The organism is Corynebacterium sp. HMSC034B08, from assembly GCF_001835805.1.
Classification (GTDB): domain Bacteria; phylum Actinomycetota; class Actinomycetes; order Mycobacteriales; family Mycobacteriaceae; genus Corynebacterium; species Corynebacterium coyleae.
Map to the genome: position 1 here is coordinate 57,108 of NZ_KV825933.1, position 23,652 is coordinate 80,759.

General features: G+C 62.5%; 19 protein-coding genes, 1 tRNA gene and 2 pseudogenes. 13 read left to right on the plus strand and 9 right to left on the minus strand.

Annotated features, from left to right (window positions below):
• Positions 1-38: 38 nt before the first annotated feature.
• Both HMPREF2656_RS03375 and HMPREF2656_RS03380 read left to right on the plus strand, forming a co-directional pair.
• Positions 39-1,352 (plus strand): M20/M25/M40 family metallo-hydrolase, encoded by a 1,314-nt coding sequence (locus HMPREF2656_RS03375; protein WP_070815853.1) that lies wholly within the window; start codon positions 39-41, stop codon positions 1,350-1,352.
• Between the two features lie 197 nt (positions 1,353-1,549).
• The gene (locus HMPREF2656_RS03380; protein ID WP_070815917.1) at positions 1,550-2,119 is read left to right on the plus strand and encodes a hypothetical protein; all 570 of its coding nucleotides are present in this window, start codon (positions 1,550-1,552) and stop codon (positions 2,117-2,119) included.
• Here HMPREF2656_RS03380 and HMPREF2656_RS03385 read toward each other — a convergent pair.
• From HMPREF2656_RS03385 to HMPREF2656_RS03395, 4 genes and pseudogenes are all read right to left on the minus strand, one after another.
• On the minus strand, positions 2,098-3,255 hold the full coding sequence (locus HMPREF2656_RS03385) for an alpha-amylase family protein (protein ID WP_070421967.1): 1,158 nt from the start codon (positions 3,253-3,255) through the stop codon (positions 2,098-2,100). The two genes, HMPREF2656_RS03380 and HMPREF2656_RS03385, sit on opposite strands and share 22 nt — an antisense overlap.
• Positions 3,256-3,265: 10 nt before the next feature.
• The gene (locus HMPREF2656_RS03390; protein ID WP_070421966.1) at positions 3,266-4,510 is read right to left on the minus strand and encodes an ATP-binding protein; all 1,245 of its coding nucleotides are present in this window, start codon (positions 4,508-4,510) and stop codon (positions 3,266-3,268) included.
• A gap of 48 nt (positions 4,511-4,558) precedes the next feature.
• A pseudogene (locus HMPREF2656_RS13415) lies at positions 4,559-4,861 on the minus strand (glutaminase); the annotation flags it as partial.
• A gap of 119 nt (positions 4,862-4,980) precedes the next feature.
• A pseudogene (locus HMPREF2656_RS03395) lies at positions 4,981-6,257 on the minus strand (glutaminase); the annotation flags it as partial.
• Positions 6,258-6,307: 50 nt separating this feature from the next.
• Here HMPREF2656_RS03395 and HMPREF2656_RS03400 point away from each other — a divergent pair.
• Positions 6,308-7,558: a hypothetical protein gene (locus HMPREF2656_RS03400; RefSeq protein WP_070421965.1), complete on the plus strand. Its 1,251-nt coding sequence runs from the start codon at positions 6,308-6,310 to the stop codon at positions 7,556-7,558.
• Positions 7,559-7,606: 48 nt separating this feature from the next.
• Positions 7,607-8,779 (plus strand): globin domain-containing protein, encoded by a 1,173-nt coding sequence (locus HMPREF2656_RS03405; protein ID WP_070815854.1) that lies wholly within the window; start codon positions 7,607-7,609, stop codon positions 8,777-8,779.
• On the opposite strand, the gene HMPREF2656_RS03410 is transcribed toward HMPREF2656_RS03405, so the two are convergent.
• A complete protein-coding gene (locus tag HMPREF2656_RS03410) occupies positions 8,776-9,462 on the minus strand; it encodes a helix-turn-helix transcriptional regulator (protein WP_070421963.1) in 687 nt (228 codons plus the stop codon). The two genes, HMPREF2656_RS03405 and HMPREF2656_RS03410, sit on opposite strands and share 4 nt — an antisense overlap.
• Positions 9,463-9,588: 126 nt before the next feature.
• On the opposite strand from HMPREF2656_RS03410, the gene HMPREF2656_RS03415 reads away from it, so the two are divergent.
• The gene (locus tag HMPREF2656_RS03415) at positions 9,589-9,975 is read left to right on the plus strand and encodes a cupredoxin domain-containing protein (protein ID WP_070815855.1); all 387 of its coding nucleotides are present in this window, start codon (positions 9,589-9,591) and stop codon (positions 9,973-9,975) included.
• Here HMPREF2656_RS03415 and HMPREF2656_RS03420 read toward each other — a convergent pair.
• The 4 genes from HMPREF2656_RS03420 to HMPREF2656_RS03435 all read right to left on the minus strand — a co-directional run bounded on the left by HMPREF2656_RS03420 (position 9,953) and on the right by HMPREF2656_RS03435 (position 14,024).
• Positions 9,953-11,149, minus strand: coding sequence for a hypothetical protein (locus tag HMPREF2656_RS03420; protein WP_070815856.1), 1,197 nt, complete (start codon positions 11,147-11,149; stop codon positions 9,953-9,955). The two genes, HMPREF2656_RS03415 and HMPREF2656_RS03420, sit on opposite strands and share 23 nt — an antisense overlap.
• A complete protein-coding gene (locus HMPREF2656_RS03425) occupies positions 11,142-12,533 on the minus strand; it encodes an MFS transporter (protein ID WP_070421960.1) in 1,392 nt (463 codons plus the stop codon). Before HMPREF2656_RS03425 ends, HMPREF2656_RS03420 begins: the two co-directional genes overlap by 8 nt.
• Before the next feature lie 45 nt (positions 12,534-12,578).
• Positions 12,579-13,724, minus strand: coding sequence for a hypothetical protein (locus HMPREF2656_RS03430; RefSeq protein WP_083319421.1), 1,146 nt, complete (start codon positions 13,722-13,724; stop codon positions 12,579-12,581).
• 216 nt (positions 13,725-13,940) lie between these two features.
• Positions 13,941-14,024: transfer RNA gene (locus HMPREF2656_RS03435), tRNA-Leu, on the minus strand.
• 166 nt (positions 14,025-14,190) lie between these two features.
• On the opposite strand from HMPREF2656_RS03435, the gene HMPREF2656_RS03440 reads away from it, so the two are divergent.
• Genes HMPREF2656_RS03440 through crgA form a run of 8 tightly spaced genes read left to right on the plus strand, consistent with a single transcriptional unit; the run spans position 14,191 to position 23,575 of the window.
• The gene (locus HMPREF2656_RS03440; RefSeq protein ID WP_070421957.1) at positions 14,191-15,084 is read left to right on the plus strand and encodes a DUF3662 and FHA domain-containing protein; all 894 of its coding nucleotides are present in this window, start codon (positions 14,191-14,193) and stop codon (positions 15,082-15,084) included.
• Between the two features lie 18 nt (positions 15,085-15,102).
• Positions 15,103-15,552: an FHA domain-containing protein FhaB/FipA gene (locus tag HMPREF2656_RS03445; RefSeq protein WP_070815857.1), complete on the plus strand. Its 450-nt coding sequence runs from the start codon at positions 15,103-15,105 to the stop codon at positions 15,550-15,552.
• On the plus strand, positions 15,549-16,919 hold the full coding sequence (locus tag HMPREF2656_RS03450; protein ID WP_070815858.1) for a PP2C family protein-serine/threonine phosphatase: 1,371 nt from the start codon (positions 15,549-15,551) through the stop codon (positions 16,917-16,919). The genes HMPREF2656_RS03445 and HMPREF2656_RS03450 overlap by 4 nt, the downstream gene beginning before the upstream one ends.
• A complete protein-coding gene (locus HMPREF2656_RS03455; protein ID WP_070449915.1) occupies positions 16,916-18,259 on the plus strand; it encodes an FtsW/RodA/SpoVE family cell cycle protein in 1,344 nt (447 codons plus the stop codon). Before HMPREF2656_RS03450 ends, HMPREF2656_RS03455 begins: the two co-directional genes overlap by 4 nt.
• Positions 18,256-19,710: a penicillin-binding transpeptidase domain-containing protein gene (locus HMPREF2656_RS03460; RefSeq protein WP_070815859.1), complete on the plus strand. Its 1,455-nt coding sequence runs from the start codon at positions 18,256-18,258 to the stop codon at positions 19,708-19,710. Before HMPREF2656_RS03455 ends, HMPREF2656_RS03460 begins: the two co-directional genes overlap by 4 nt.
• The gene (locus tag HMPREF2656_RS03465; protein ID WP_070815860.1) at positions 19,710-21,206 is read left to right on the plus strand and encodes a serine/threonine-protein kinase; all 1,497 of its coding nucleotides are present in this window, start codon (positions 19,710-19,712) and stop codon (positions 21,204-21,206) included. The genes HMPREF2656_RS03460 and HMPREF2656_RS03465 overlap by 1 nt, the downstream gene beginning before the upstream one ends.
• Positions 21,207-23,318 carry a Stk1 family PASTA domain-containing Ser/Thr kinase gene (gene pknB / locus HMPREF2656_RS03470; protein WP_070815861.1) on the plus strand — a complete coding sequence of 704 codons (2,112 nt, stop codon included), beginning with the start codon at positions 21,207-21,209 and terminating at the stop codon, positions 23,316-23,318.
• Positions 23,300-23,575, plus strand: coding sequence for a cell division protein CrgA (crgA, locus tag HMPREF2656_RS03475; protein WP_070483365.1), 276 nt, complete (start codon positions 23,300-23,302; stop codon positions 23,573-23,575). Before pknB ends, crgA begins: the two co-directional genes overlap by 19 nt.
• The last annotated feature ends 77 nt before the right edge of the window (positions 23,576-23,652 follow it).

Consider the following 23,652-nt stretch of genomic DNA (forward strand, 5'->3'; position numbering starts at 1 on the left):
ATGTCTCCAAAAAATTTCCGACATTAGTGTTATGTGGTATGAGCCTAACCGATGACACCCTGGAACTGTTACATGCCCTTATTAGAAATGGATGCGTCAACAACCTAACGGCAGATTCTGGACACGAGGAAAGAAACGCCCGCACGCTGCAGGAATTCTTCGGGGATACCCGTGTAGACGTAGAACGCTTCGAACCCCATCCGGGTCGAGTTTCCGTAGCGTTTTCCATCGAAGGCACCGACCCCAACGCTGAGCCACTCACCCTTTTGGGCCACACCGATGTCGTGCCCGTCGACGAGGATAAATGGACAGTTGACCCGTTCGGGGGTGAGATCAAAAACGGCCGCATGTACGGGCGCGGCGCCACCGACATGCTCTACATCACTGCAGCGATGGCGGCGGCTGTGCGCGACGTTGCCCTCTCCGGCACGCAACCCAAAGGCACCCTGACCTTCGTGGGATGCGCCGACGAGGAGGCCCGCGGTGGCCTCGGCGCGGCGTGGCTTTCGGAGAACGCGTCGTTCCCTTGGGCGAACTGCCTGTCCGAGGAGGGCGGCTCCCACCTGCCTGTGTCCGACGGCTCCGACGCGCTCGTGATCGTCGTCGGCGAGAAGGGCGCCGCACAGCGCCGCTTGACCGTGCATGGCGACGCCGGCCACGGCTCCGCACCCTTCGGCCGCGACATGGCGGTCACCAAGATCGGCGAGGTCGCCCGCCGCATCGCCGCCATCACGCCCGAAGTGCGTAGCGACGACATCTGGGAGGGCTACGTCCGCGCCTGGAAATTCGACCCCGACACCGAAGCGGCCCTGCTGCGCGGCGAAGGCTACGAGGCGTTCGGTCAGCTGCAGAGCTACTCCCACGCCATGAGCCACCTCACCATCTCCCCCACCGTGCTGCGTGCCGGCGAGGCGATCAACGTGTTGCCGTCCGTCGCCTGGATGGAGCTCGACATCCGGCCCTTGCCTGGCCAAACGCAAGAAGAGATCGACGATCTGCTGCGGGAAGCGCTCGGCGACCTTGCCGACGAGGTGGAGATCACCCACCTCATCACCGAACCCGGCACCGTCTCCCCCACCTCGGGCCCGCTTTACGACGCCATCGTGGACACCTTCCACGAATTCTTCCCCGACGTCCCCGTCGTCCCGACGATCGCGGCGGGTGGATCCGACCTGCGCTTTGCTCGTCGTAAAGGTGGTGTCGGCTACGGATTCGCCCTCCACGGGCGCGGCGAAACGCTGGGGTCTGTTCTAGGTGAGCTCCACAGCCACGACGAATCCGTCTCCCTCGAAGACGTCGACCTCACGGTCCGGGCGTACCGTTCCCTGATCCGCCGCTTCGTCGGGGCGTAGTTCCGCCATTTCGGTTCATATGCAGGGCTCGATATGCGTAACCGCTGGTCACCGCGTTTTCCGAATTTCGGCCACAATTTCTCGAAAACCCTCCTACCTGGACTTACGCATATCGAGCCCTGCATATGAAGGTTTCACACCCTTCCAAGGCCCGCACCACCTGTCACAATCGCCCCATCCGTGACATACTGTCCCGCATGAAGTTTCGTACTCTCGCTATGACCGCGGCGCTGGCCGGCACGATCGCCGCCGCGCCGACCGCCCAGGCTGACGCCATCGACGACACCCTGGCGAAGCTGCCCGCGGGTCCGATCTCCTGCGACCAGGCCTCCCGCTACTGGACCAATGACGCCGACTACCAGCAGAAAGTCCGCCAGGCGCGCACGATCGCGATGTTCGACCGTCGCGGCCCGCAGATCCTGGATGCGCTTTCGCGTGTCGACGAAGCCGCCAACCGCTGCGGCCTCAAAGGCACCACCGGCGGCAACAACACCAACTCCAACAACGCCAACAACGCCAACAACGCTGCGCCGAAGCAGAACGCGCCCGCGCAGCAGCCAGCACCTGCCCAGCAACCAGCCCCGCAGCCAAAGCAGCAGCCGAAGATTCAGCCGCAGTTCCCGGAGCGCATCAACCTCACCCCGGCTGGCGTGCCGTCGGTTGATGTGCCGGTCGCGGGCGTGACCACGCTGCAGTTGCCGGACCTGCTGAAGATGCTGCAGGACGCGTTGGCGCAGATCCTGGCTTACTTCAACATCCAGCTGTAAAGCTCGTTGCCGTCGGCGTGGATGCGCACGCCGGGCGTGGGGTCAAGCCACAGGTCAGTCTGGAGGGTGTGTTCGCCGTCGGTGCAGGTAAACGAGATCGTTTCGTTGGTTTTATCCAGCACCTCAACGCGTGCGCGTGTGAGCCATGCGTTGCGACGACGCACCCCAATCAGCTTCTGATACTCCGTAAAAATCCACCCACCCAGTGGCGAGAGTTCGGCCGGGGTGGTTGGCAGGGCGGGGCGGACGGCGTCGTCGGCAGACCAGCCCTCGCCGCGGGTGCCGGTGAAGCCTTGTTCATCGCCGTAGTAGATCGACGGCATGCCGGGCACGGTCATGAGAATCGCGGCGGCGAGGATCAGTTTGTCGGGTCCGACTGTGGAGGCGATCCTGTCCACATCGTGGTTGCCGATGAACGTGTTGGTCAACAGGTCGGCGGGGTGGCGTTCGAGGGCATGGGCGAGTTCCCAAAAGTTGGCGTCGGCAAGCGATGACCAGGTGGCTTTCCACAGTTCATACTGGGTGACTGCGTCGAGCGTGCCGGCCGCGGCGATCTCTGCGTAGTCGCCGTGGATGACCTCCCCGAGGAACATTGCGTCAGGGAACTCCTCGCGAACGCGGGAGAGCACGTCGCGCCAGAATTCGGACGGGACGGCGTAGGCGACGTCGAGGCGCCACCCCGCGATGCCGCGGCGCAGCCAGTGGCACATGATGTCGACGACCGCATCCCGGATCTCTCGCTCGTCGTGGTGGAGTGTGGCCAGTTCGTTGTGACCCTCCCAGTCCGTGTCGCCGGCAAGACCTTGCTCAACCCAAGGGTGGGTGCGGGCCACGTGGTTAAAGACCCCGTCGAGCATTATGTTGATGCCACGGGTTGCGCAGGCGTTGATAAGCCAGTCGATGTCGGTGTCGTCGCCAAGCCTTGCGTCAATGCGCAGGTGGTCGAGGGTGTCGTAGCCATGGGTGACCGACTCGAAAATGGGACCGAGCAGCAGGCCATTGCAGCCGAGTTCGACCAGGTAGTCCAGCCACGCCTCGAGTCCGCGTAGGCGGTGTGCGGCATCTTTAGTGTCGCGGATCGGCGCGCCGAGCGCGGCGAGCGGGTAGACGTGCCACCAGATTGTGCGGTCCAACATGAGCCCGAGCCTACGCACCAAGCAGCGCCAGCGGTACGACCGCGATTCCGTCGGGTCGGCGGTAGGCGCGGGTGCCGGTGGTGAGGATCACCGCGTCCACAACATCGTCCGGGAGTTTCTCGCGCAACCAAAGCAGGTGCTTGACGTCGTCGTCACCCACGTTGGCGGCCAGTTTGACCTCCAATGCCACGATCGCACCGTCTTGGTCCTGCGCAATGAGGTCGACCTCTCGATCCCCTTTGACCGTGCGGAAGTGGCCGACGGTACCGAAGGATGCTTGCGCCGCTACCCGCACGGTGAGGGTGGCGAGCGACTCGAACAGTGGTCCGAGCAGATAGTTAAACCGCCCCGTGAGTTTCGCAGCTGGAATCTCCAGCAGACGCAGGACAAACGCTGGGTCCGCAAGCTGGTGTTTCGGTGCTTTCGCGAGGCCAGCGAACGGGGAGCGTCGCATATCCCAAGCTGGCACGGGGTCCAGCATCCACAACTCGGCGAGTTTTTCTCTGTACACCATCGTCGTGGATTTAGCGGGTTTGTTGGTTTGTCCGGGCGTGGCTGCGTCGAGAATCTCCTGGTAGCTCGTCGTCGTGGAGCTGGCTGCTGCGTACGCCGCTAGCCAGTTCATCAACGCTGTTGGGTTGCGCGCGGTGTAGCCCTGCTCAGGGAGGTCGCGATCCACCACACGGGTGAGATAGGAGTCCAGCTGCTGGTTGCGGAGTACCGGTGGCGCTTCATAGAAGCCCGGGAAGCCGCCGGACGCTATCGCGTCAATGTAGTCTTTCAGGGTTTTGTCGGTCTCGCCTGCGATGGTTGCGTCACCTTGAAAAAGTTCGCGCATGCTTATCGACGACTCCCAGCCACGCCGTTCAAACAACGCCAACGGTCTCATTCGCATTGACAAGATGCGCCCTGCTCCGCTGTGAGTATCAGTCCCGGCTACGGGAGTGGCTGAGCCGGTCAGGAGAAAACGCCCGGCGGGAGCACCATTATCCACCGCCCGCCTGACGTAATCCCAGGACTCGGGGTGGCGCTGCCATTCATCGATCAAGATCGTGCCATCAGGGCTTGCGGTGAACGCCGGATCCGAGGCGAGAACTCCGGCACCCTCATCCGTGTCGAGCTTGAGCACCGTCGACGCTCGCCGGCGCGCAGTTTCGGTTTTGCCGACACCTTTCGGCCCCTCAACCGCAATAGCAGACGCATACGGAAGGAGCTGGTCAAGTTGGGTGTCTACGGCCCGTTGCAGGTATCCCATAGACACGAACCATACCAATTTTCCGTCGTGAATCGGTCGTTTTTTCCGTCATGAATCGGTCGAATTTTCCTCCCTGCGCCGAATGAGCGGCTGCAGACCCTTGGCGATGCGCTCGCGCCACTCCTTGGCAATTTCTTCGTAGCCGCTGTCGTGGGGGCGCATGCCGCGGTGGGTGAAGTTGACCTTGGTTTTGCCGGATTCGTCCTCTTCGATGTCAAAGATGAGGGAGGTGTCGTCCCACTCGTGGTCCTCTTTGGGGTTGTCGGTGGGTTCGACATCCCAGACGATGCGCTTGCCGTCGTCGGCTTCCTTGACGGAGAAGCCAACGTAGCGGTCGTCGTCAGAGTAGTGGAACTCGGAGCCTTGTTCGGCGGCGTCGCCTTCGACGCGTTCGTCCCACCAGGTTTGGGTTTGGTGATCGCCTCGTAGACCTCTTCGCGGGTGGCCGGGACGGAGAAGGAGGCGGTGAAGTCGCGGATGGCTTGGGCGGTGGTGCCGTCGGCGAACTCGTAGTCCGACAGCGTGTGGTCCGGGTCGTAGATGGAGATGTTGTAGCCCTCGTCCCGGTACTGCATCAGACCGTCTTTGATCAGGTCGCGGCCAGCCTTGTTAAACGCGGTCACGCCGGAGACGTCAAGGATGAGGTTTGTGCTGGTCAGACGGCGCTCGGAAAGACCACGCAGGATCCTTTCGGCGGAGGTGAACGTGATCATGCCTTGCAGTTCGACGATTTCGGCGTCGTCGCGGCGTTCAATGCGACGGATGCCCGGCGCGAAGTAGAAGTTCGACGACAGCAGGTTCAGCCCCATGGAGCTGGACAGTTCTCGGAAGATTTTCACGCCGCGCACGGAGTTGCCCTGTTTATCCAGGCGCGGGCTTAGCGACGCAATACCTAACTGGCCTGGCAACGTCCCGATCAAACCGCCGGCCACGCCTGACTTCGCAGGGATGCCGACGTTGACCATCCAGCGCCCGGAGGCGTCGTACATGCCTGCGGAGACCATGACTGCCTGGGCGAGGCGAGCTGCTTCCGCCGAGACGATGCGCTCACCGGTGACCGGCTGGATGCCAGCGTTGGCAAGGGTGGCAGCCATGACGGCGAGGTCTTTCACGGTGGCCAGAATGGCGCATTGGGCGATATAAGAGGCGACGGCCTCGTGGGCATCGTCGCTAATCGTGCCCGCTTCGCGCAGCATGTGGGCGAACGCCTTGTTGCGGTCGGCGGTTGCCTTCTCGGATTCGAATACCCGCTGATCAATGCTCAGTTCGCGGCCGGCAAGGCGGGAGAAGTAGGCGCGGAGTTTCTCGCTGCGCTGCTCCACGGGGATGTCGGGGCCGCCGATAAGTTGGTTGACGGTGATGGCGCCGGCGTTGATAAGTGGGTTGGCGGGGCGGCCTTCGTCGTCAAGCGAAAGCGCGTTGAATGCCTCACCGGAGGGCTCAACGCCGACGTGGGCGTGGACCTCATCGGGACCGTACATGTCCAGCGCCAGCGCGTAGACGAACGGTTTGGAGATGGACTGGATGGAGAACTTGTAGTCGCAGTCCCGACCGCGTAGAGCTGTCCGTCCGCAGTGCAGAGTGCGAGGCCGAGCTTGTCGGGGTCAGCGTGTTTGAGCACGTCGATGTAGTCGGCGCGGTGGCCGGAGTCGTGGTCGCGCACGGATTCGACGATGTCCTGCAGGTATTCAGTCACTGGCGAAGGCATGGTGGCAAGTGTAGGCCCGAGCACGACACATTCGAACATGTTCGAACACCTGTTCGCCTCGTGTCGTGCGCGGTAGTTAGATTCACCTCATGAGCGATTACAGTGGCACCGCCCGCCCACACGGCCTTGAAGTTACGTGGAAGATCTGGGGCGATCTGAACGACCGCGATCTGCACAACGTGCAGGCTTTTATGGACGACTTCTTCGCGGTCTGGAAACCACGCCCGACCCGTGGTTTTAAAACTCCCATGGACTACGCGACGCTCGCGTATGCGCGGCAGTGCTTTGACCTGGCGGGAGACGCAGCCGACATGCACGTCTCCGATCAGTTTTTCTACCTCGACGCGCTGCGGCAGGCGATGGAGCAGTTGGAACGGGTCGAACCCCGGTTTGTCTACGCCCACTCTCTCGCCCGGTACGCAACGCAGCTTGCGGGTGAGTTCGATATCGAAGACGCGATGGACGGCGCCTGGGACGAGCTCCGCGCGGTGATGCCTCAGCCGTTGACGCGGCCGATCCCAGGAGTGACCGAGTACGCGATTGTCGACGACACCCAGTCCCCCGCCGACTTCGACATCATGCGCCTGCCCGACCCCGACACGTTTAGCGTGCGTATCGGCTCACTCACCGCAGACGAATTCGTCCGCGAAGGACGCCAGGTGTTTTCACTGGACATGGTCCCGGAGGAGACCGTCCCACTGGTCTTTATCGACCGCGCATTTCCCCTCGGAAGAGTATCTCTGCGGGTGGACGTGGACGACGACGGCACGGAGCTGCCACACGAGATCCTGCGCGATGTGCGCGTCGGCATCGACGACTACCTGGACAGCCTGGTGGGCTGCGGCACGAGCGCGGTCGAGTACTACTTGTCGTGCGCCCGCGCCCAGGAGTGTACGGGCCTACTGGTCGAATCCCCCGCTGCGGGCCCGCTCGTTGCTGCGGTCGGCGAATCGCTACATCACGTTGTGGCCCGTAACCCTTCCGCGGCACCCGCGCGTTTGCTTTACGACGAACTCACGTCCACCACCGATCCCGACCTGATTTTCGAGTACGCAAATGCCATCTACCACTGGATCCCGCGTGACTTTCGTGTCTGTTTCCCCACCAGCAACACACCGGAGGCGGACGCGTTGAAAGACGCGCTATTCGAGTCGTTTAGGGAGCAAGACATCGGATTTGCCCGGGTGGTGCTACGCGGGCGGCAACAACAGAACCAGGCTCCGCTGTTGAACCACTTCGCTGTGGACTTTTTAGACACGTTCGGGGAGGCGGAGGACCTGCCGTATTCAAACTGTTTCCTCATCCAAGACATCGACTCCGCAACACGCGACCTGTTTTAAAACGGCTATAATCGTGTTTATTCGATCCGCGACTTCAAGGAGGCCCTGATGTACGTTGACACGTTCCCCGACTCGAAACGCAAGTATCTCTCGGATGCGCACGCTGAGACTGTGAAGGCCACGCTCGCACCGGTCGCCGACAACATGCAGACCATCGCGACCACCTTCTACTCCAAGATGTTCGCGGCGCACCCGGAGCTCATCTCCGACCTGTTCAACCGCGGCAACCAGAAGCAGAACGCACAGCAGAAGGCGCTGGCCGCGTCGGTGGTGAAGTTCGCGGCGCATCTTGTCGACGACTCCCAGCCCGACCCCGTGATGATGCTCGACCGCATCGCGCACAAGCACGTCTCCCTCGGCATCACGGAGGACCAGTACCAGATCGTGCACGACAACTTGATGGCCGCGATCGCCGAAACGCTCGGTGAGGCCGTCACACCCGAGGTGGCCGAGGCCTGGGACGCGGTCTACTGGCTTATGGCGGACGTGCTGATCAAGCACGAAAAGGAGCTGTACGCCTCTGACGGTGTGGCGGATGGCGATGTGTTCCGCCGCGGCACTGTGACCGCGAAGGAGTCCCTGAGCGAAACGGTCACTGCGTTCACTGTGGAGGGTGATTTCACCGAGCCGAAGCCTGGGCAGTACACGTCGATCGGCGTGAAGCTCGACGACGGCGCCCGCCAGCTGCGTCAGTACTCCATCATCGACGGCGACGCATCGCACTACCGCATCGCGGTGCAGAAAGACGGCGAAGTGTCGTCGTACCTGCAGGAGCGCGTCGCAGTCGGCGACACCGTCGATGCCACCCTCGCCGCGGGCGATCTCGTGCTGCGCCCGGGCGAGAACCCGATTGTGCTCATCTCCTCCGGCATTGGTTCGACGCCGCTGACTGGTATCCTCACGCACCTGGTCAAGCACGACGATCCGCGTCGGGTGACCTACGTGCACTCAGACTCGTCGGAAGCCACTTGGGCGCAAGCGCAGGAAAGCCGCGACCTGGTGGCCGCGCTCAACGACGGCTCGATCCACCCGTTCTTCCGCGACAGCGGTGAGCGCATCGACATCCACAACATCGATGTCGCAGGCGCCGACGTCTACCTCTGTGGCGGGACCGGCTTCTTGCAGTCGCTACGCGACGACCTTGCCGCCCTCCCGGAAGACAAGGCGCCAGCGAACGTCTTCTACGAGCTGTTCAGTCCGAATGACTGGCTCGTGTCCTAAGCACGCTTGGTCAGCCGGGCACCGCACTCCCCCGGCCTGTCGTGGGGGCGCAGTTGCACCTTGACGCCGCCAAGCCTCCCGTCCAGAAACCCCTCGTGCAGCGCACAAATTACCGGAGCCGGACGTTTGTTGCTCTCGGTGACAAACGGGCAGGCATTGAGGCTAAGTTCGCGCACTTTCCGGGTGGTCGCATCTGGACGCTGCAGCGGGTCAAAGCCCAGCTCGCGCAGCAGTTCCGCGATTTGTCGTTCAGCCGTGGCCAGGTCCACCTCATCTGCGCCGTTGTCGCGACCTTCGTTCACACGGTCTGCCCACTCGCGGCCAAGTGCCTTGGCGGCATCGGTGTCGTCGGCAGACAGTTGGCTGGCCAGCACCTCCACGAGCGACACAATCGCACCCGATGCCCGGCTCGTAGGCGCAACGCGTGCGGTGTAAATATGCGACGGGCGCCCCCTGCCAGAACCAGTGGCAACCCTGCGACTGATCACCCCGGCGGCCATGAGCTCGTCGAGGTGCCCGCGCACAGTGTTGGGATGCATGCCCAGTGCTTCGCCAATTTCAGCAACCTGGATGCCTTCGGCGTGGGACTGCACCTCTTGGAAAACCTCGACTTGTTTCGCGCTCAGGCGGTGGACGGCGGTTATCAGCTCACCAGCTGGCCGCGGAGCATACCTACGTTCCATGCGCGTTCTCCTGAGGGGTGTATCAAGTCCGCCAAAATTATATGTGTTGCTGAGTTGTAGTCCAACTTGGTTTTTCTCGGATTATACAATCTCAACGTCATCAACGAACACCAAAGGAGCCGATCCGTGGCACGCACAACGCACTTCGCCGCCTGGTCCGCAGTGACTGCGCTCGTCGCTGGTACCGCAACGGCAGCGACATTGCTCGCACCTGCGCAAGGTGAGATCCCCACTGGCGACGACGTCGTCCACGTTGACGTTGATATTGAGCGGATGCGGTTCATCCCCGACCGGGTGGAGGTGCCCCGCGGCACGAAACTCGTGGTCAACCTGACCAACTCCGGCGAGAAAGAGCACGACCTGAAAGTTGGCGAGGGATACTCGGGCCGACTCAGCCCAGGTGAGAGCGCGAGCGCCTATTACGGCGAGTTCAACGTTGACACGCTCGGGTGGTGCACCATCGCCGGGCACAAAACAATGGGGATGCTCTTTAGGGTCGACGTGACGCCTTAATCAACGCCACCTGCGCCTTCACGGCCCGTGCGAGCAGCGGAATGAACGCCACGAGCACGCCAAATACGACGAAGGACAGCACAATCCGCGCGTAGGAATTGTTCACCGCCAGCCATGCCAACAGCGCCACATTGAACAGGCCGACGCGCACGTAGGCAGCCCGGTTGAGTTCACGGAGCCCGGCCTTCACCGCTGCCGGCCCACCGCCCATCATGGTTGGCATGAGGTAGCTCATCGCGCCGATGAGCAGTTGTGCTGCAAACCCGAGCAGCAGCGGCAACGTTGGAATGTCGGCAGATCCGCCGAACAGGCGCACTGCGTACCAGGTCAGCCCGCCAATCAGCCACGCAACCGCGAACAGGGCCGATAGCGCTGGGTAGGTGATGCGACCTCGGGGATCGCGAAGCACCGTCAGCGCGTTAACCACAAAGCCCTGGTAGAGCCACGCCCAGCCCGCAACGATCACCATGGTGCCGATGCCGGTAACCACGGACATCCGCAGCAGCGCACCCGCGACCGCCACGGTGACGCCAGCGCCAGCGAGCACCAGTGCCACACCGACCCTCCCCACGGCGCGCGTGCGCCACATCGCGGGAAACAGCACGCTCAGCGCGCCCATGGCTGCAAAGCCGACGAAGCCGCCAACGTTGATGAACATGTGCGCCTGGCGCACCGCACCGTGCCACTGACCAGGCAGTCCGGCCGACAGCGCCGCGCCGAACAGCGCACCGACCGGCAGACAGCACGCCGAGGCCACGAAGCCGTACACACTCGCATTGCTTCGTTGCGACGCCCTCACCTGCCCCGCCAACACCACCGCATGCCACGCCACCACAATGCCGACGACCAGCGCGCCGACCCAGGTCAGCCAGTACCACAGCAGCATCTGGCCAATCAGCGTTGCGACGATGCCGGCGTTGAGCAGATAGGTGCGGGTGAGCTGGGCGGGGCGGGTGGCGTCGTCAAGCTTAAGCCCCAGGAAGCGCTCAGTGAGCGTCTGCGACCACAACAGGATCGAGTTTGTCAGAATGCCCAGCGTAAAAATGTGGATGAGCAGCCACGATCCCTCAGGGATGAACGGGTGGACAAGCCCCACGATGATGAACACGCCCATCCAAATGCTCACCGGCTTGGAGGCTTTGCGGTGCCACGCCCGCGGATTCATATCAGGCATTGACCGACCCCGACTTCGGGTTGTCGCGGAAGCACCACCACGTGGCCGCCGCGAACACAACCGCAGATACGGCCAGCACGAACAGCACATTCTCGTACGACTCGGTGTACGTCGCGCCACCATCCAGACCCCGCTGGAGCAGCGAACCGGTCAGCGCGACGGTGGTCAGGGTGCCGAACTCGTACGACACCTCCTCCACACCCGCCGCCATGCCGGAACGGTTCATCGGAGCCGCGCCAATGATCGCAATCGACGACACACTCATCACCGAGCCCACCGCAAAGCCCAACACCGCAAGCGACACAACCTCGAACAGCACGCTATGCGACGACGCGCCCACCACCAGCAGACCAGCCCCCACCACCGATAACGCGAAACCACCAGCGATCAACGGCATGAAGCCAACCTTGTGCAAAAACGCACCACCGAGCGTCGACGCGGGAATGGCGGCCACGGCCATGGCGACGACGGTGGTGCCGGCCTTCAGGGGCGTAAATTCGTCGACAAGCTGCAGCTTCTGCGTCGTCATCAATTCCGCGCCCGCCATGATGAACATGCCACCCGCCGCGGCAACAACGCCGCCGGTGAACATGCGGGACCGGAAGATGTCGAAGGTGAGCAGCGGGTCATCGAGGCGCGCCTGACGCCGCACAAACAGCCACGAGCCCAACACGCACGCCACGATCGAGCCGACCAGCAGCGCGACGCTTTGGGTGTTCGCAGCCTGCTTGATCGCCATCGTCAGGCCCGACAGCGCAACCAGCGAATACAGCGAAGATATGACGTCCCACGCCTTGTTCGGATTCGGCAGATTCGGCGGCGCCAGCCACACCGTAAGCACGAGCGCAAGCAACACAATCGGCACGTTGATGAGGAACACCGAACCGACCCAGAAGAACTCCAGAAGCAGACCACCAACCACCGGGCCCAGCGCACCACCAACAACGGCAACCGCGCCCCAAATACCGATGGCAAGGTTGCGCTCGCGCTCGTCGGAAAACGTCAGACGGATCAACGCCAACGTCGCCGGCATCATCACAGCCGCACCAACACCCAACATGGCGCGCGCCGCGATCATCTCAGCCGTGCCCGGCGCGAACGCCGCACCCAGCGACGCCACACCGAAAATCCCGAGACCGATCAGGAACATCTTGCGGTGGCCCACCCGGTCCCCCAGCGTGCCTGTGCCAAGCAGAAGGCCCGCAAGTGCGAGCGGGTAGGCGTTAATGATCCACAGGCCCTCACTGGGACCTGCGCCGAGACTACGTTCAAGCGCGGGCAACGCCGTGTACAAAATTGAATTATCCAGCCCGATCATGAGCAGGCCGAGTGATACAACAGCAAAGAAGCCCCAGCGCTGCGCGGGTGTGCTGGTGGATTCCATGCGGGGAATACTACCGCGCGGTTCTTTTTCACCTTGTCGCAGGATCTACGCCAGGTAGGCCGCACCTTGCTGCATAAGTCGCTCTAAGTACAAATAGCGCTGCTTAGTCACCCAACCACTGCCTTTACCGGACGCAGTATTTTCAATTTCACTTGGCAAAGTCCGATGCGCTCCAAGTGGTTGCGTTTCGTCCTTTGAGGTCAACACAAACGCTTGATACCGACCTTCAACCCCACTGCCATCACACCATCCATTTTGAGATAGCTCTTCAATGGCTTGCGCGATTTTCCGCAGTTCAGGCCTGTTGCGGTCTTTTGCCTCTTTCCTTAAGAGCCGCGCCTCGTTCAAATTCCAGGTGATATTGTCCTGCCGATACTTGACCGCAGGAATCTCAGTTTGAATCTTTCTGTCAACATAAAACGCAAGATGACGCACAGGACGAAACGTTCGTCCTGATTTACAGACATACACAGACGTCTTTTTATAAAGCTCCCATTCCTTCTTTCCAGGAACTAACAAAGTATCTGCTGGTTCGGTCGGGCGCCGGTTGTACAGGGACTCAACGCGGTCTACTGCCTTAAGAAAATGCTCGAACGCAGGATCAACATAGTTCGCCACCGCAAATATTCGATCGCATTCAAACGGGACATCGGTATCAAGAATCGAATCGTGGTGAGCCACGCGATTACGAAAGTTCCTAATCCCTTCCACTGCGGCGCCAACTTCGCTACGACTTCGGGCATAAGGGAACGCGCGTTGCAAACAGAGGCGCCAGAGCTCGTCGTTGCCTTTTCCGAGCATTCGAGTCCAAAATCCGAAATGCAAGTTCGCGGTTATCTGCTCCCGCGAATCTCGGTGGTGGGGACTTAATCCCTCCCTTGTGTCTTCAACCCTTTCCCGGACTCCTTCTCCAATTAAAGGATTTCGAGAGAATATCCACGGCACTGAGCCAGCATCGTGTTCGAAATGCTCCCTGAGAGCCTTATCGATGACGTTTCTCAGCCCAACTTCAAAATGGGCAAGTAACTCCAGACCTGCAGAGGCAACCTCCCCAGCCCAAAGATAAAGCTCTCTGGCTTTCTGCACATCGTTGTTTGCTTCCTGCAGATACGGCGCAAAGCGCGAGTCACTGACGAGCTTTGAGAAGAAAAACTCGGAAGCAGGACCTTCAACCCCATCTAAGGACCCCAAAGTGTCAACCCCCTTGACCTTTTATGAATGTGCGCACAAATCCAGCACCTATGCTTGGACGTAGCGCCCTTTAAGTGTAATCTCTTTCTCGTACGCCCCGGTGTCGCCTCTGCTCAAGCAAGCGCCCGGGGCTTAAAATTTCCTACCACCTTCAGGGGTCAAAACAGCAAAAGCCCCGACCCACACTCCGGAGAGTATGTGTCGGGACTTAGTTTGTGCCCGGGGGGGGACTTGAACCCCCACGTTCTTGCGAACACTGGCACCTGAAGCCAGCGCGTCTGCCAATTCCGCCACCCGGGCGGGCGACTTGATAAATATAGAACGACCCGCGTGAAAAGTACAAACCGCCAGTCCACACCAGGTTTTAGACACGCGCGCCGCGTTTTCGGATAGGTCGTGTCGGGGTGGGCACCTATACTGTCCGAGTTACTTAAATTCGCATGTGAAGAAAGGAGGTGCGTGGGAAGTGGCGGTAATGGACAAGCTGGCAAAGCTCGATAGTTCTCTGCAGCGTGGCTTGGATAACTCTATGGCTGCGCTGTTTGGCGGCAAGGTTGTGCCGGAGGAGATTGAGGTGCTGGTCAAGCAGGAGGCACAGGATTCGCTGGTGGTCACGGATCGGGACGAGTATGTCGCTCCGAATGTGTACGCAGTGGGTGTGTCTTCGAAGGACTTGGAAAACTTGTCTAGGAATCGTGACCTTCCTGCGGACCTTGCCGATCAGCTCATGCGGTACGTGCGTAATAAGCAGTGGTTCTTGGATGGGCCGGTTGTTGTGCGTATCGCTGAGGAGTCGGGTTTGAGGACGGGTCAGCTCCGTGTGTCGTCGTATATCGACACGATGCCGGATGTGGTGAGTGGATTCGACGCCATTGTGGCGGAGCCGAAGAAGCGTGCTCGTGCCTTGAGCTCGGAGAGTAAGGAGGATGCAATGTCCGAACCGAATGCCGCCAATCCTGCAAACGGTGGCGAGTCGAATGGGCAGAATGCCACGGTGAGCCTGCTGCTGCAGGATGGCTCTTCGCGTACGTACTTGGTGCACGAGGGGTCCAACATTTTGGGCCGTTCGAATGATTCTGATTTCCGTCTGCCGGATACGGGTGTGTCGCGTCAGCACGCTGAGATCACCTGGGATGGCCAGGTTGCGGTGTTGGTGGATTTGCAGTCCACGAACGGCACGACGGTCAATGATGAGCCGGTGGATAACTGGATGCTGGCGGATGGCGACGTGATTACGCTGGGCCATTCCAACATCGAGGTTCGTATTGTTGGCGGCCAGGATGAGGTGCCGATGAATGCGAATGAGCCGGACTTCACGGATTCGGTGTCGCACCCGAGTACTGAATATTTCCAGCCGTAAAGCACCGGAAGGTTTGAGATGGATTCCACAATTATCCTCAGCGCGCGTTTTGGTTTGTTGGCGCTGTTGTGGGTCTTCATCCTGCTGGTGATGTGGACGCAGCGTAAGGATGTTGTCTCGGTGGGTGGGGCGGTTCGTCGCCAAGCGGTGGCTTCTTCGCCTGCGCCGAGGGAAAAGGCGCGCACTCTTGCGGTTGTTGCGGGCCCGTTGCAAGGCTCCCACATGGAGATTGCCAGCTTGGAGGAGTTGACTGTCGGTAGGGCTGGAGACAATGACTTCCAGCTGGGTGACGATTATGCGTCGTCACGCCATGCGCGCCTGTTCCGGCGTGGCAGTGATTGGTTTGTGGAGGACTTGGATTCGCGCAACGGCACCTTTGTCAATGGGGTGCGAATTGATCAGCCTGAGCGGGTGACCGTGGGTATGGATATGAAGATGGGACGCACGATTGTGAGGCTAATGCCGTGAAGCTCGCGCTAAATTTCGTCGCCGCGTCCGATCGCGGCCTGGTCAGGACCAATAACGAGGATTCGGCGTATGCGGGTCCGCACTTGTTGGTGCTTGCGGATGGCATGGGCGGCCACGCTGCTGGTGAGGTTGCTTCCCAGTTGATGGTGGAGCACATGGAGCACCTCGACCGCGACCCGAAAGATGCCGACATGTTGCCGTTGTTGGGTGCGGCGGCAGAGGACGCGAATGCGTCCATCGCGGAGTCTGTGGGGACTCACCCGGAGCAGGCTGGCATGGGTACGACGCTGACGGCGTTGATGTTCAACGGCCAGCAGTTCGGTCTGATTCACGTGGGTGATTCGCGAGGCTATTTGCTGCGCGACGGAAAACTTACGCAGCTCACGGTGGATGACACGTTTGTGCAGTCGCTTGTCGACGAAGGCAAGCTCGCCGCCGAGGACGTGTCCAGCCACCCGCAGAAATCCCTGATCCTCAAGGCGTACACGGGCCGTGAGGTCGAGCCCCACCTGGAGCTCGTCGAGGTCAAGCCGGGCGATCGTGTGTTGTTGTGCTCCGACGGGTTGTCGGATCCGGTGACGCGCGAGACGATCGAGATCGCGCTCGGCGACGGCACGCCTGAGATGGCAGCGCAGCGCCTGATTGAGTTGGCGTTGCGTTCCGGTGGTCCGGACAACGTCACCGTAGTGGTGGCCGAGGTCGTCGAGGTTGACGACGACGCGGACGTCCCCGAAACACCCGCCGCAGTGAAGGCCGGCGCGTTGGTGCCGGCTGTGGAACAGACACACCCAGATTCCTCCGCGAGCCGGGCCGCGGCGCTGCTGCGCAAGTCGGAGACGATCACCCCGGACCACAACCGGGCGAAGACGCAGGAGTCGGATTCCGCCGACTCCGACGAGGAGTCCCACTCAGCAACCGCGAAGGCTAAGCAGCCGAGCTCGGTGTGGCCGTGGGTCGTCGCCACGCTTGTGCTGCTGTTGGCGCTGGTTGTTGGCGGTGCGGTGTGGTCGAAGTCCCGCATTGTGGACGAGTACGCGCTGACAGTAAACGACGACAAGCAGTTCGTCGTGGAGCACACCTCGCGCAGCAACCCATTCGCCGCAGAGAAGGTCGAGCGCATCCAGCACGCCTGCCTGGGCAAGGACGGCGATCTGCGTGTGATTTCGGCGAACTCGACGCCGGAGGACTGCCACCTGTTTAGCGTCGATGACCTGCCGCAGGAAGAGCGCGAAGCAATTGTCGACGAGGGCTTCACCGGCACGTACGACGAAGTGCTTGGCCGGTTGAAGGACTTGGCGGATGATGCCTTGCCGGGTTGTGTGGATAAGCAAAAGCCCGAGGACAACAAGTGCCGGGAGGTTCAATGAGCAGGCTGACTGCACGTAGCCGCGAACTGCTGCTGCTCCTGTTCGCCACCGGCCTGCTGCTGCTCATGCTGTTCGGGCTGGAGACCAGCCAGGGGCACACCCTGTCCACCGAAATGCTGTACCTCGTGGGCGGGTTCATCGGTGTGTACGCGATCGCGCACCTGTCGCTGGCGTTTCTTGCGCCACACGCGGATCAGGTATTGCTGCCGATGGTGGCGCTGCTCAATGCGATCGGACTAGTGGTGATTTACCGGCTTGACCTCGCCGAACGCCCTGGATACGGGCCTTTGGCAGAGCGGCAGATGATGTGGTCGCTTGTCGGCGTGGGGCTGATGGTGCTCACCCTGCTCGTCGTGCGCGAGCACCAAGCGCTGTCGCGGTACTCGTACCTGCTAGGCCTGGTTGGCCTAATTTTCCTGGCGCTGCCACTGGTGTGGCCGCAGCCGGAAGGCCACGCGGATGCCCGCATCTGGCTGTGGCTTGGTCCGTTTTCTATCCAGCCGGGTGAGTTTTCCAAGATCCTGCTGCTGATCTTCTTCGCTCAACTGTTGGCGCAGAAACGCGCCCTGTTTACGGTGGCGGGTCGCAGGTTCCTGGGGTTGACGTTCCCGCGTGTGCGCGACCTCGCGCCGATTCTGATGGTGTGGGCGATTGCCATTTTGATCATGGCGGCATCCAACGACTTCGGCCCGGCGCTGCTCTTGTTCGCCACCGTGCTGGGCATGGTGTACTTCGCCACCGACCGCATCTCCTGGCTGGCCATCGGCCTGGCCCTCGTGGCCGTCGGTGGCTACGCGGTGTACCAGGTGAGCGGGAAGATTCAGGAGCGCGTGGCCAACTTCATCGACCCGTTCGCAGACTTTGAAGGCATTGGCAACCAGCCCGCCAACGCCCTGATCGGCCTGAGCTGGGGCGGTATGACCGGCACCGGTTTGGGCTACGGCCACCCAGAACTCGTGCCGGTGGCGCACTCCGACTACATCCTCGCCGCGATCGGCGAAGAGCTCGGCCTGGTCGGTATCGCTGCCGTGCTGTGTCTGTTCGCCATCTTCATCACCCGCGGATTCCGCACGGCGATGCAGGTGCGTGACTCCTACGGCAAACTGCTGGCTGCGGGCCTTGCGCTGACGATTGCGATCCAGATCTTCGTCGTCGCCGGTGGCGTGTCTTCCATGATGCCGATGACGGGCCTGACCACGCCGTTTATGTCTGCCGGTGGTTCGTCGGTGATGGCGAACTACATCCTGCTCGGCCTGCTGCTGCGTATCTCGAGCAGCGCGAACCGCCCGGCGGAGTACGACGAAAGCACGCAGCGACGCCAGGTGGTGGGTGCCCGATGAACAAGTCGATCCGTTACGGCGCCGTCGTCTCCCTGCTGCTGATTACCGCGCTGCTTGTGAACTTCACCATCATCCAAACGATGCGTGAAGACGAATATGCCCAGGACCCGCGCAATTCCCGCACGGTGATGGAGCTCAAGCAGATCAACCGCGGCAACATCAAGGCCGGAGATCTGACGCTTGCAGAGTCGTTCAAGAACGAACAGACCGGCTACTTCCAGCGCACCTACCCGAACATGCCGTGGTCCTTCGCCCCGGTGGTCGGCTACGTGTCCGACCAGTACGGCACCGCCCAGCTTGAGGCGGGGCTCAATGGGGAGCTCACGGGTGAGGGTGGGTCGTCGTCACGCTTCCTGCGCACCGGGCTCGAGGATTCGAAGAAGGGCGACGATGTCGAGTTAACCATCGACCCGAACCTGCAGGCGCTCGCTTTCGACCAGCTTGCACAGCCTGGTTACAACGGTGCTGTGGTGGCGCTGCGGCCGTCGACGGGCGAGGTGCTGGCCATGGCCTCGACACCGAGCTACGACCCGAACGAGATCGCCAACCCTGCTACTGCCGGCGACACGTGGGCGCGGGTGAACAACGACCCGGGCCGCCCGCTGCTCAACCACGCAACGCAGGAGCAGCTGCCTCCGGGATCGATCTTCAAGATCATCACGACTGCCGCTGGCCTGCGCAACGGTTACACGCCAGAGTCGCCGCTGACCGGCGACGCGCAAATCATCCTGCCGGGCACCGACAACATCCCGCTGACCAACGACGGCGGCCAGCCCTGCGCCGGCGGCGGGCAGGTGCCGCTGCGCACCGCGTTCGCCCTGTCCTGCAACACCGCGTTCGTGCAGATGGGCCTCGCCATGGGCCCGGATGCGCTGCGCGACGCCGCCGCCCGCTTCGGCGTGGGCGAGCGCTACAACCTGGGCCTGCCGAATGCCGCCGGCTCGCTGGGCGATCTGCCCGGCGGCGCCGAGCTGGCGCAGTCCACCATCGGTCAGCGCGACGTGACCATGACCGCGCTGCAGGCGGCGATGATGTCTGCGACCATCGCAAATAAGGGCAAGCGCATGGAACCGCACGTGGTGCGGCAAGTGCGCAACGCCGACGGCAAGGTCCTGCACGAAACCGAGCCGGTGGAACTCAACGAGGCCGTAACGGAAGAGGAAGCCGCGACGATCACGGACTTGATGTTCGCGTCCGAGCGGTGGACCTTCGGCTACGACGGCAACGGATTCGCCTCCAAGACCGGCACGGCCGAGCACGCCGAAGGCGCCGCCCCGCACGTGTGGTACGTCGCCTTCGACCCGGCCAAGGACGTCGCCGTTGCCGTGGTGGTGAAAAACGGTGGCAACATGGGCGAGGCAGCCTACGGCGGCCAAGTCGCCGGGCCGATCGGACGCGCCGTGCTGCGCGCAGCACCCGCCGCCCCCGCACCCGTGGAAGGAGACAAGTGATGAACACCGAAAGCCGCGAGGACCTGCAACAGCTCGTCGGCGACGGCTACGAGCTGCAGTGGATCATCGGCCACGGCGGCATGTCCACCGTATGGCTCGCCGACGACATCCACCACGAGCGCGAAGTGGCCATCAAGGTGCTGCGCCCGGAGTTTTCCTCCAACGAGGAATTCCTCACCCGCTTCCGCAACGAGGCCCAGTCCGCCCAGGGCATCAACTCCGACAACGTGGTGGCCACCTACGACTACCGCGAGGTGGAGACCGAGGGCGGGTTCACCGTCTGCTTCATCATCATGGAGTACATCCGCGGCGAGTCGCTGGCGGACCTCATCGCCCGCGAGGGCCAGTTGGATGAGGCGGTCGCGCTTGACGTCCTCGAGCAGGCCGCGCACGGTTTGGCGGTGATTCACCGCATGGGTCTGGTGCACCGCGACATTAAGCCGGGCAACCTGATGATCACCCAGAACGGGCAGATCAAGATCACGGACTTCGGCATTGCCAAGGCGGCAGCCGCGGTGCCGCTGACGCGTACCGGCATGGTGGTGGGTACTGCCCAGTACGTCTCCCCGGAGCAGGCCCAGGGCATGAAGGTGACGTCTGCCTCCGACGTGTATTCGCTGGGTGTGGTGGGCTACGAGATGCTCTCCGGCAAGCGCCCGTTCACCGGCGATTCCTCGGTGTCGGTCGCACTCGCCCACGTGTCCGCCGAGCCGCCTGCGCTGCCGATTTCGGTGTCTGCCCCGGCGCGCGAACTCATCGAGATCGCCCTGCGCAAGACCCCCGGCCAGCGCTTCCGCGACGGCAACGAGTTCCAGCTCGCCATCGCACAGGTCCGCCAAGGCCTGCGGCCTGCCCAGCCTGGTGGGAACACGCAGGTGGTGGCCATGGAGCCGTCCGCCACCGCGTCGACTCAGATGTTGGCCAACGTTGCCAGCGAACGCACTGCCCGTCCCGCCGGCGCGTACCCGCCGTCCGCAGCGCGAGCCGTTGCTTCTCGACGACCCCCCGCCCCCGCACCACAACCCACCCCGGCTGTCCCGGCTCCGCAGAAGAAGTCGGCGGCTGGGCCGGTCGTCGCTACGCTGCTCGGGCTCGCACTTGTCGGTGTGATCGCAGCTTGGGCATACACCGCGGGCGTGTTCGACCGTTTCACCGGCGGCTCCACCCCGACCACGACTCCGACCGTGGCCACCCAAACCGCAGTGGAGGAAGAGGAGCCCGAGACGGAAACCGTGGCTACCACCACGCACCACGAGCGCACCACGGTCACCGAGACGCACGCGCCCGGCACCGTGAGCTTCGTCGAGCCACCTGAGCAGCACGAACCTGCACCGGACGACGAGGCACCCGAAACAACCGCGCCGACCTCGGCAGAGCAAGCCCCCACGTCGGCACCGGCAACCAGCGTGGCACCAGCCCCGACGCAGGAGACGAATGCGCCGGCGCCTGGGATAGAATTGCCAGACCTTGAAAACTTGTTCGGAGGTGGCAGGTAAATGCTGATCGCGGACCGATATGAACTCGGCAACATCATCGGCACCGGCGGCATGTCAGACGTATATGCAGCCACTGACGTCGCGCTTGGGCGTGACGTCGCCGTGAAGATGCTGAAGATCGACATGGCGCGCGACGAGAACTTCCGCGAGCGCTTCCGCCGCGAAGCCCAAAACTCGGCGCGGCTGAACCACGAGAACATCGTGGCGGTCTACGACACCGGGTCGGTGGAAACCTCCGGTGTGGACGTGCCGTACATCGTCATGGAGCGCGTCAACGGCATGAACCTGCGCGACATCGTGCGCAACGAAGGCCCACTGTCCCCCGAACGTGCCGCGGAACTGCTGCTACCGGTCACCCGTGCGCTACAGGCCAGCCACGACGCTGGCATCATCCACCGCGACATCAAGCCGGCCAACATCATGGTCACCAACACCGGTTCGGTGAAGGTGATGGATTTCGGCATCGCCCGCGCGTTGGACGATTCCACTTCCGCAATGACACAGACTTCCGCGGTGATCGGCACCGCGCAGTACCTCTCCCCCGAGCAAGCCCGCGGCAAACCTGCCGACGCACGCAGTGACATCTACGCGCTCGGCTGCGTCATGTACGAAACCGTCACCGGTGTGCCGCCGTTTGAGGGCGAATCCCCCTTCGCCGTCGCCTACCAGCACGTGCAGGAGGACCCGGTGCCGCCGTCCGAGCGGATCCTGAACCCGCTGACGGACAACGAGGCCGTCAACGTGGATTCCGTCATCCTCACCGCGATGGCGAAGCACCCGGCGGACCGGTACCAGACCGCCACCGAAATGGGCGAAGACCTGCAGCTCCTTGAGCGCGGCAACGTCACCACCGCTGCGCGTAACCACCTGTCCGCCGCCGAGCACGACGCGGGCGCGCACGCTGTGGACAACACGGTTGTGGTTGAGGGTGCGGTCAGTGGGCCGGCTCCGCGTCGTCGAGAAGCAATGGCTCCGGAAGCCGCGCAGCACACCCGCTACGCCGACCACCGCGCCGCCAACGAGAAGACCTCCTCGAACACACTGAAGTGGATCGCCGCGCTGCTGAGCCTGGTGCTCGTCGGCGCAGTGTCGTGGTTTGCCTACGACTACTTCTCCGAAGGCAACAAGCCTGCCATCACGCAGGAAAAGATGGTGCAGATCCCGGATTTGACCGGCAAGCCGCGCAACGAAGCCGTCCAGGAGCTCGAACGTCTCGGCTTCCAGGTCTCCGTCATGGACGAGCCGAGCCCGGACATCAAACGCGGCGACGTCATCGCAACCAATCCGGCAGCAGGCTCCGAACTGAAGCAGGGTGCGGTGGTGAAACTGACCGTTTCCTCCGGCAAGGAGATGACAGACGTGCCAGACGTGACCAACCTGACCACGGACGAAGCGATCGAGGAGCTGGAAAAGGCGGGGCTTGAACTCAACCCGAACGTGCGCCGCGAATCCAGCGACAACATCGAAGAAGGCATCATCCTGAGCCAGCAGCCTGCTGGCGGTACCCAGATTGCCAAGGGCTCGCGCATCGCGATCACCGTCTCCTCCGGCCCCGACATGGTCCAGGTGCCGTCGCTGGTGGGGCTGAACGTGGAGCAAGCCACCGCGACCCTGTCGTCGCTGCAACTGCGCGCCACTGTGACCAAGGTGGACTCCGAACGCCCCGAAGGTGAAGTGCTCGCCGTCGCCGGCGAAAACACCGACGTGCCCACCGGCACCACCATTGAGCTGCGCATTTCCAACGGCATGCTGATGAAGATGCCGAAGATCACGCACCTCGAGCCGTCGGACGCTGAGCGCGTGCTGCGCGACGCCGGCTGGAGCGGCCGCATGGTCGCCGGGCCCACCGTGCCCACCGGCGCGCTTGTCGACGCCGGGCAGATCGGCCACCAAGAAATCCCCGCCGGCGACCTGATCCGCAAAGACCAGGCCATCAACTACAACCTGTGGAAGTTCGACGCCGGCGCCTTGCTGCCGCAAATAACGCAGCTGCAGGTGAGGCTGATACAGTTTCACCCCAGAACGCGGCAAACGCGGTACGCAACATGGAACGCAGGCTCGGCCTGTAACCCCAGAAAGCAACGGAGACAACGATGCCTAAAGCGAAAGTAACCAAGGACCCGGTCCGCCCGGTCAGCAGCACCTCCACCGGCGTGTCCCGTACCCCTGTCAAGGTCAACACCGGTGGCACCCCAGTGTGGTACAAGGTCATCATGTTCGGCCTCATGATCCTCGGTCTGGCGTGGCTGATCCTGTACTACCTCGCCGGTGACCAAATTCAGTTCCTCGCCGAACTCGGCCCGTGGAACTACGCCATCGGCTTTACCGGCATGATCATCGGTCTGCTGATGACCATGGGTTGGCGCTAAACCGGTTTTCCCTGTTCAAACGGGGCGTCGCGGAGTGTTTCCGCGGCGCCCCGTTTGTTTCGTTTACCCCCGGATTC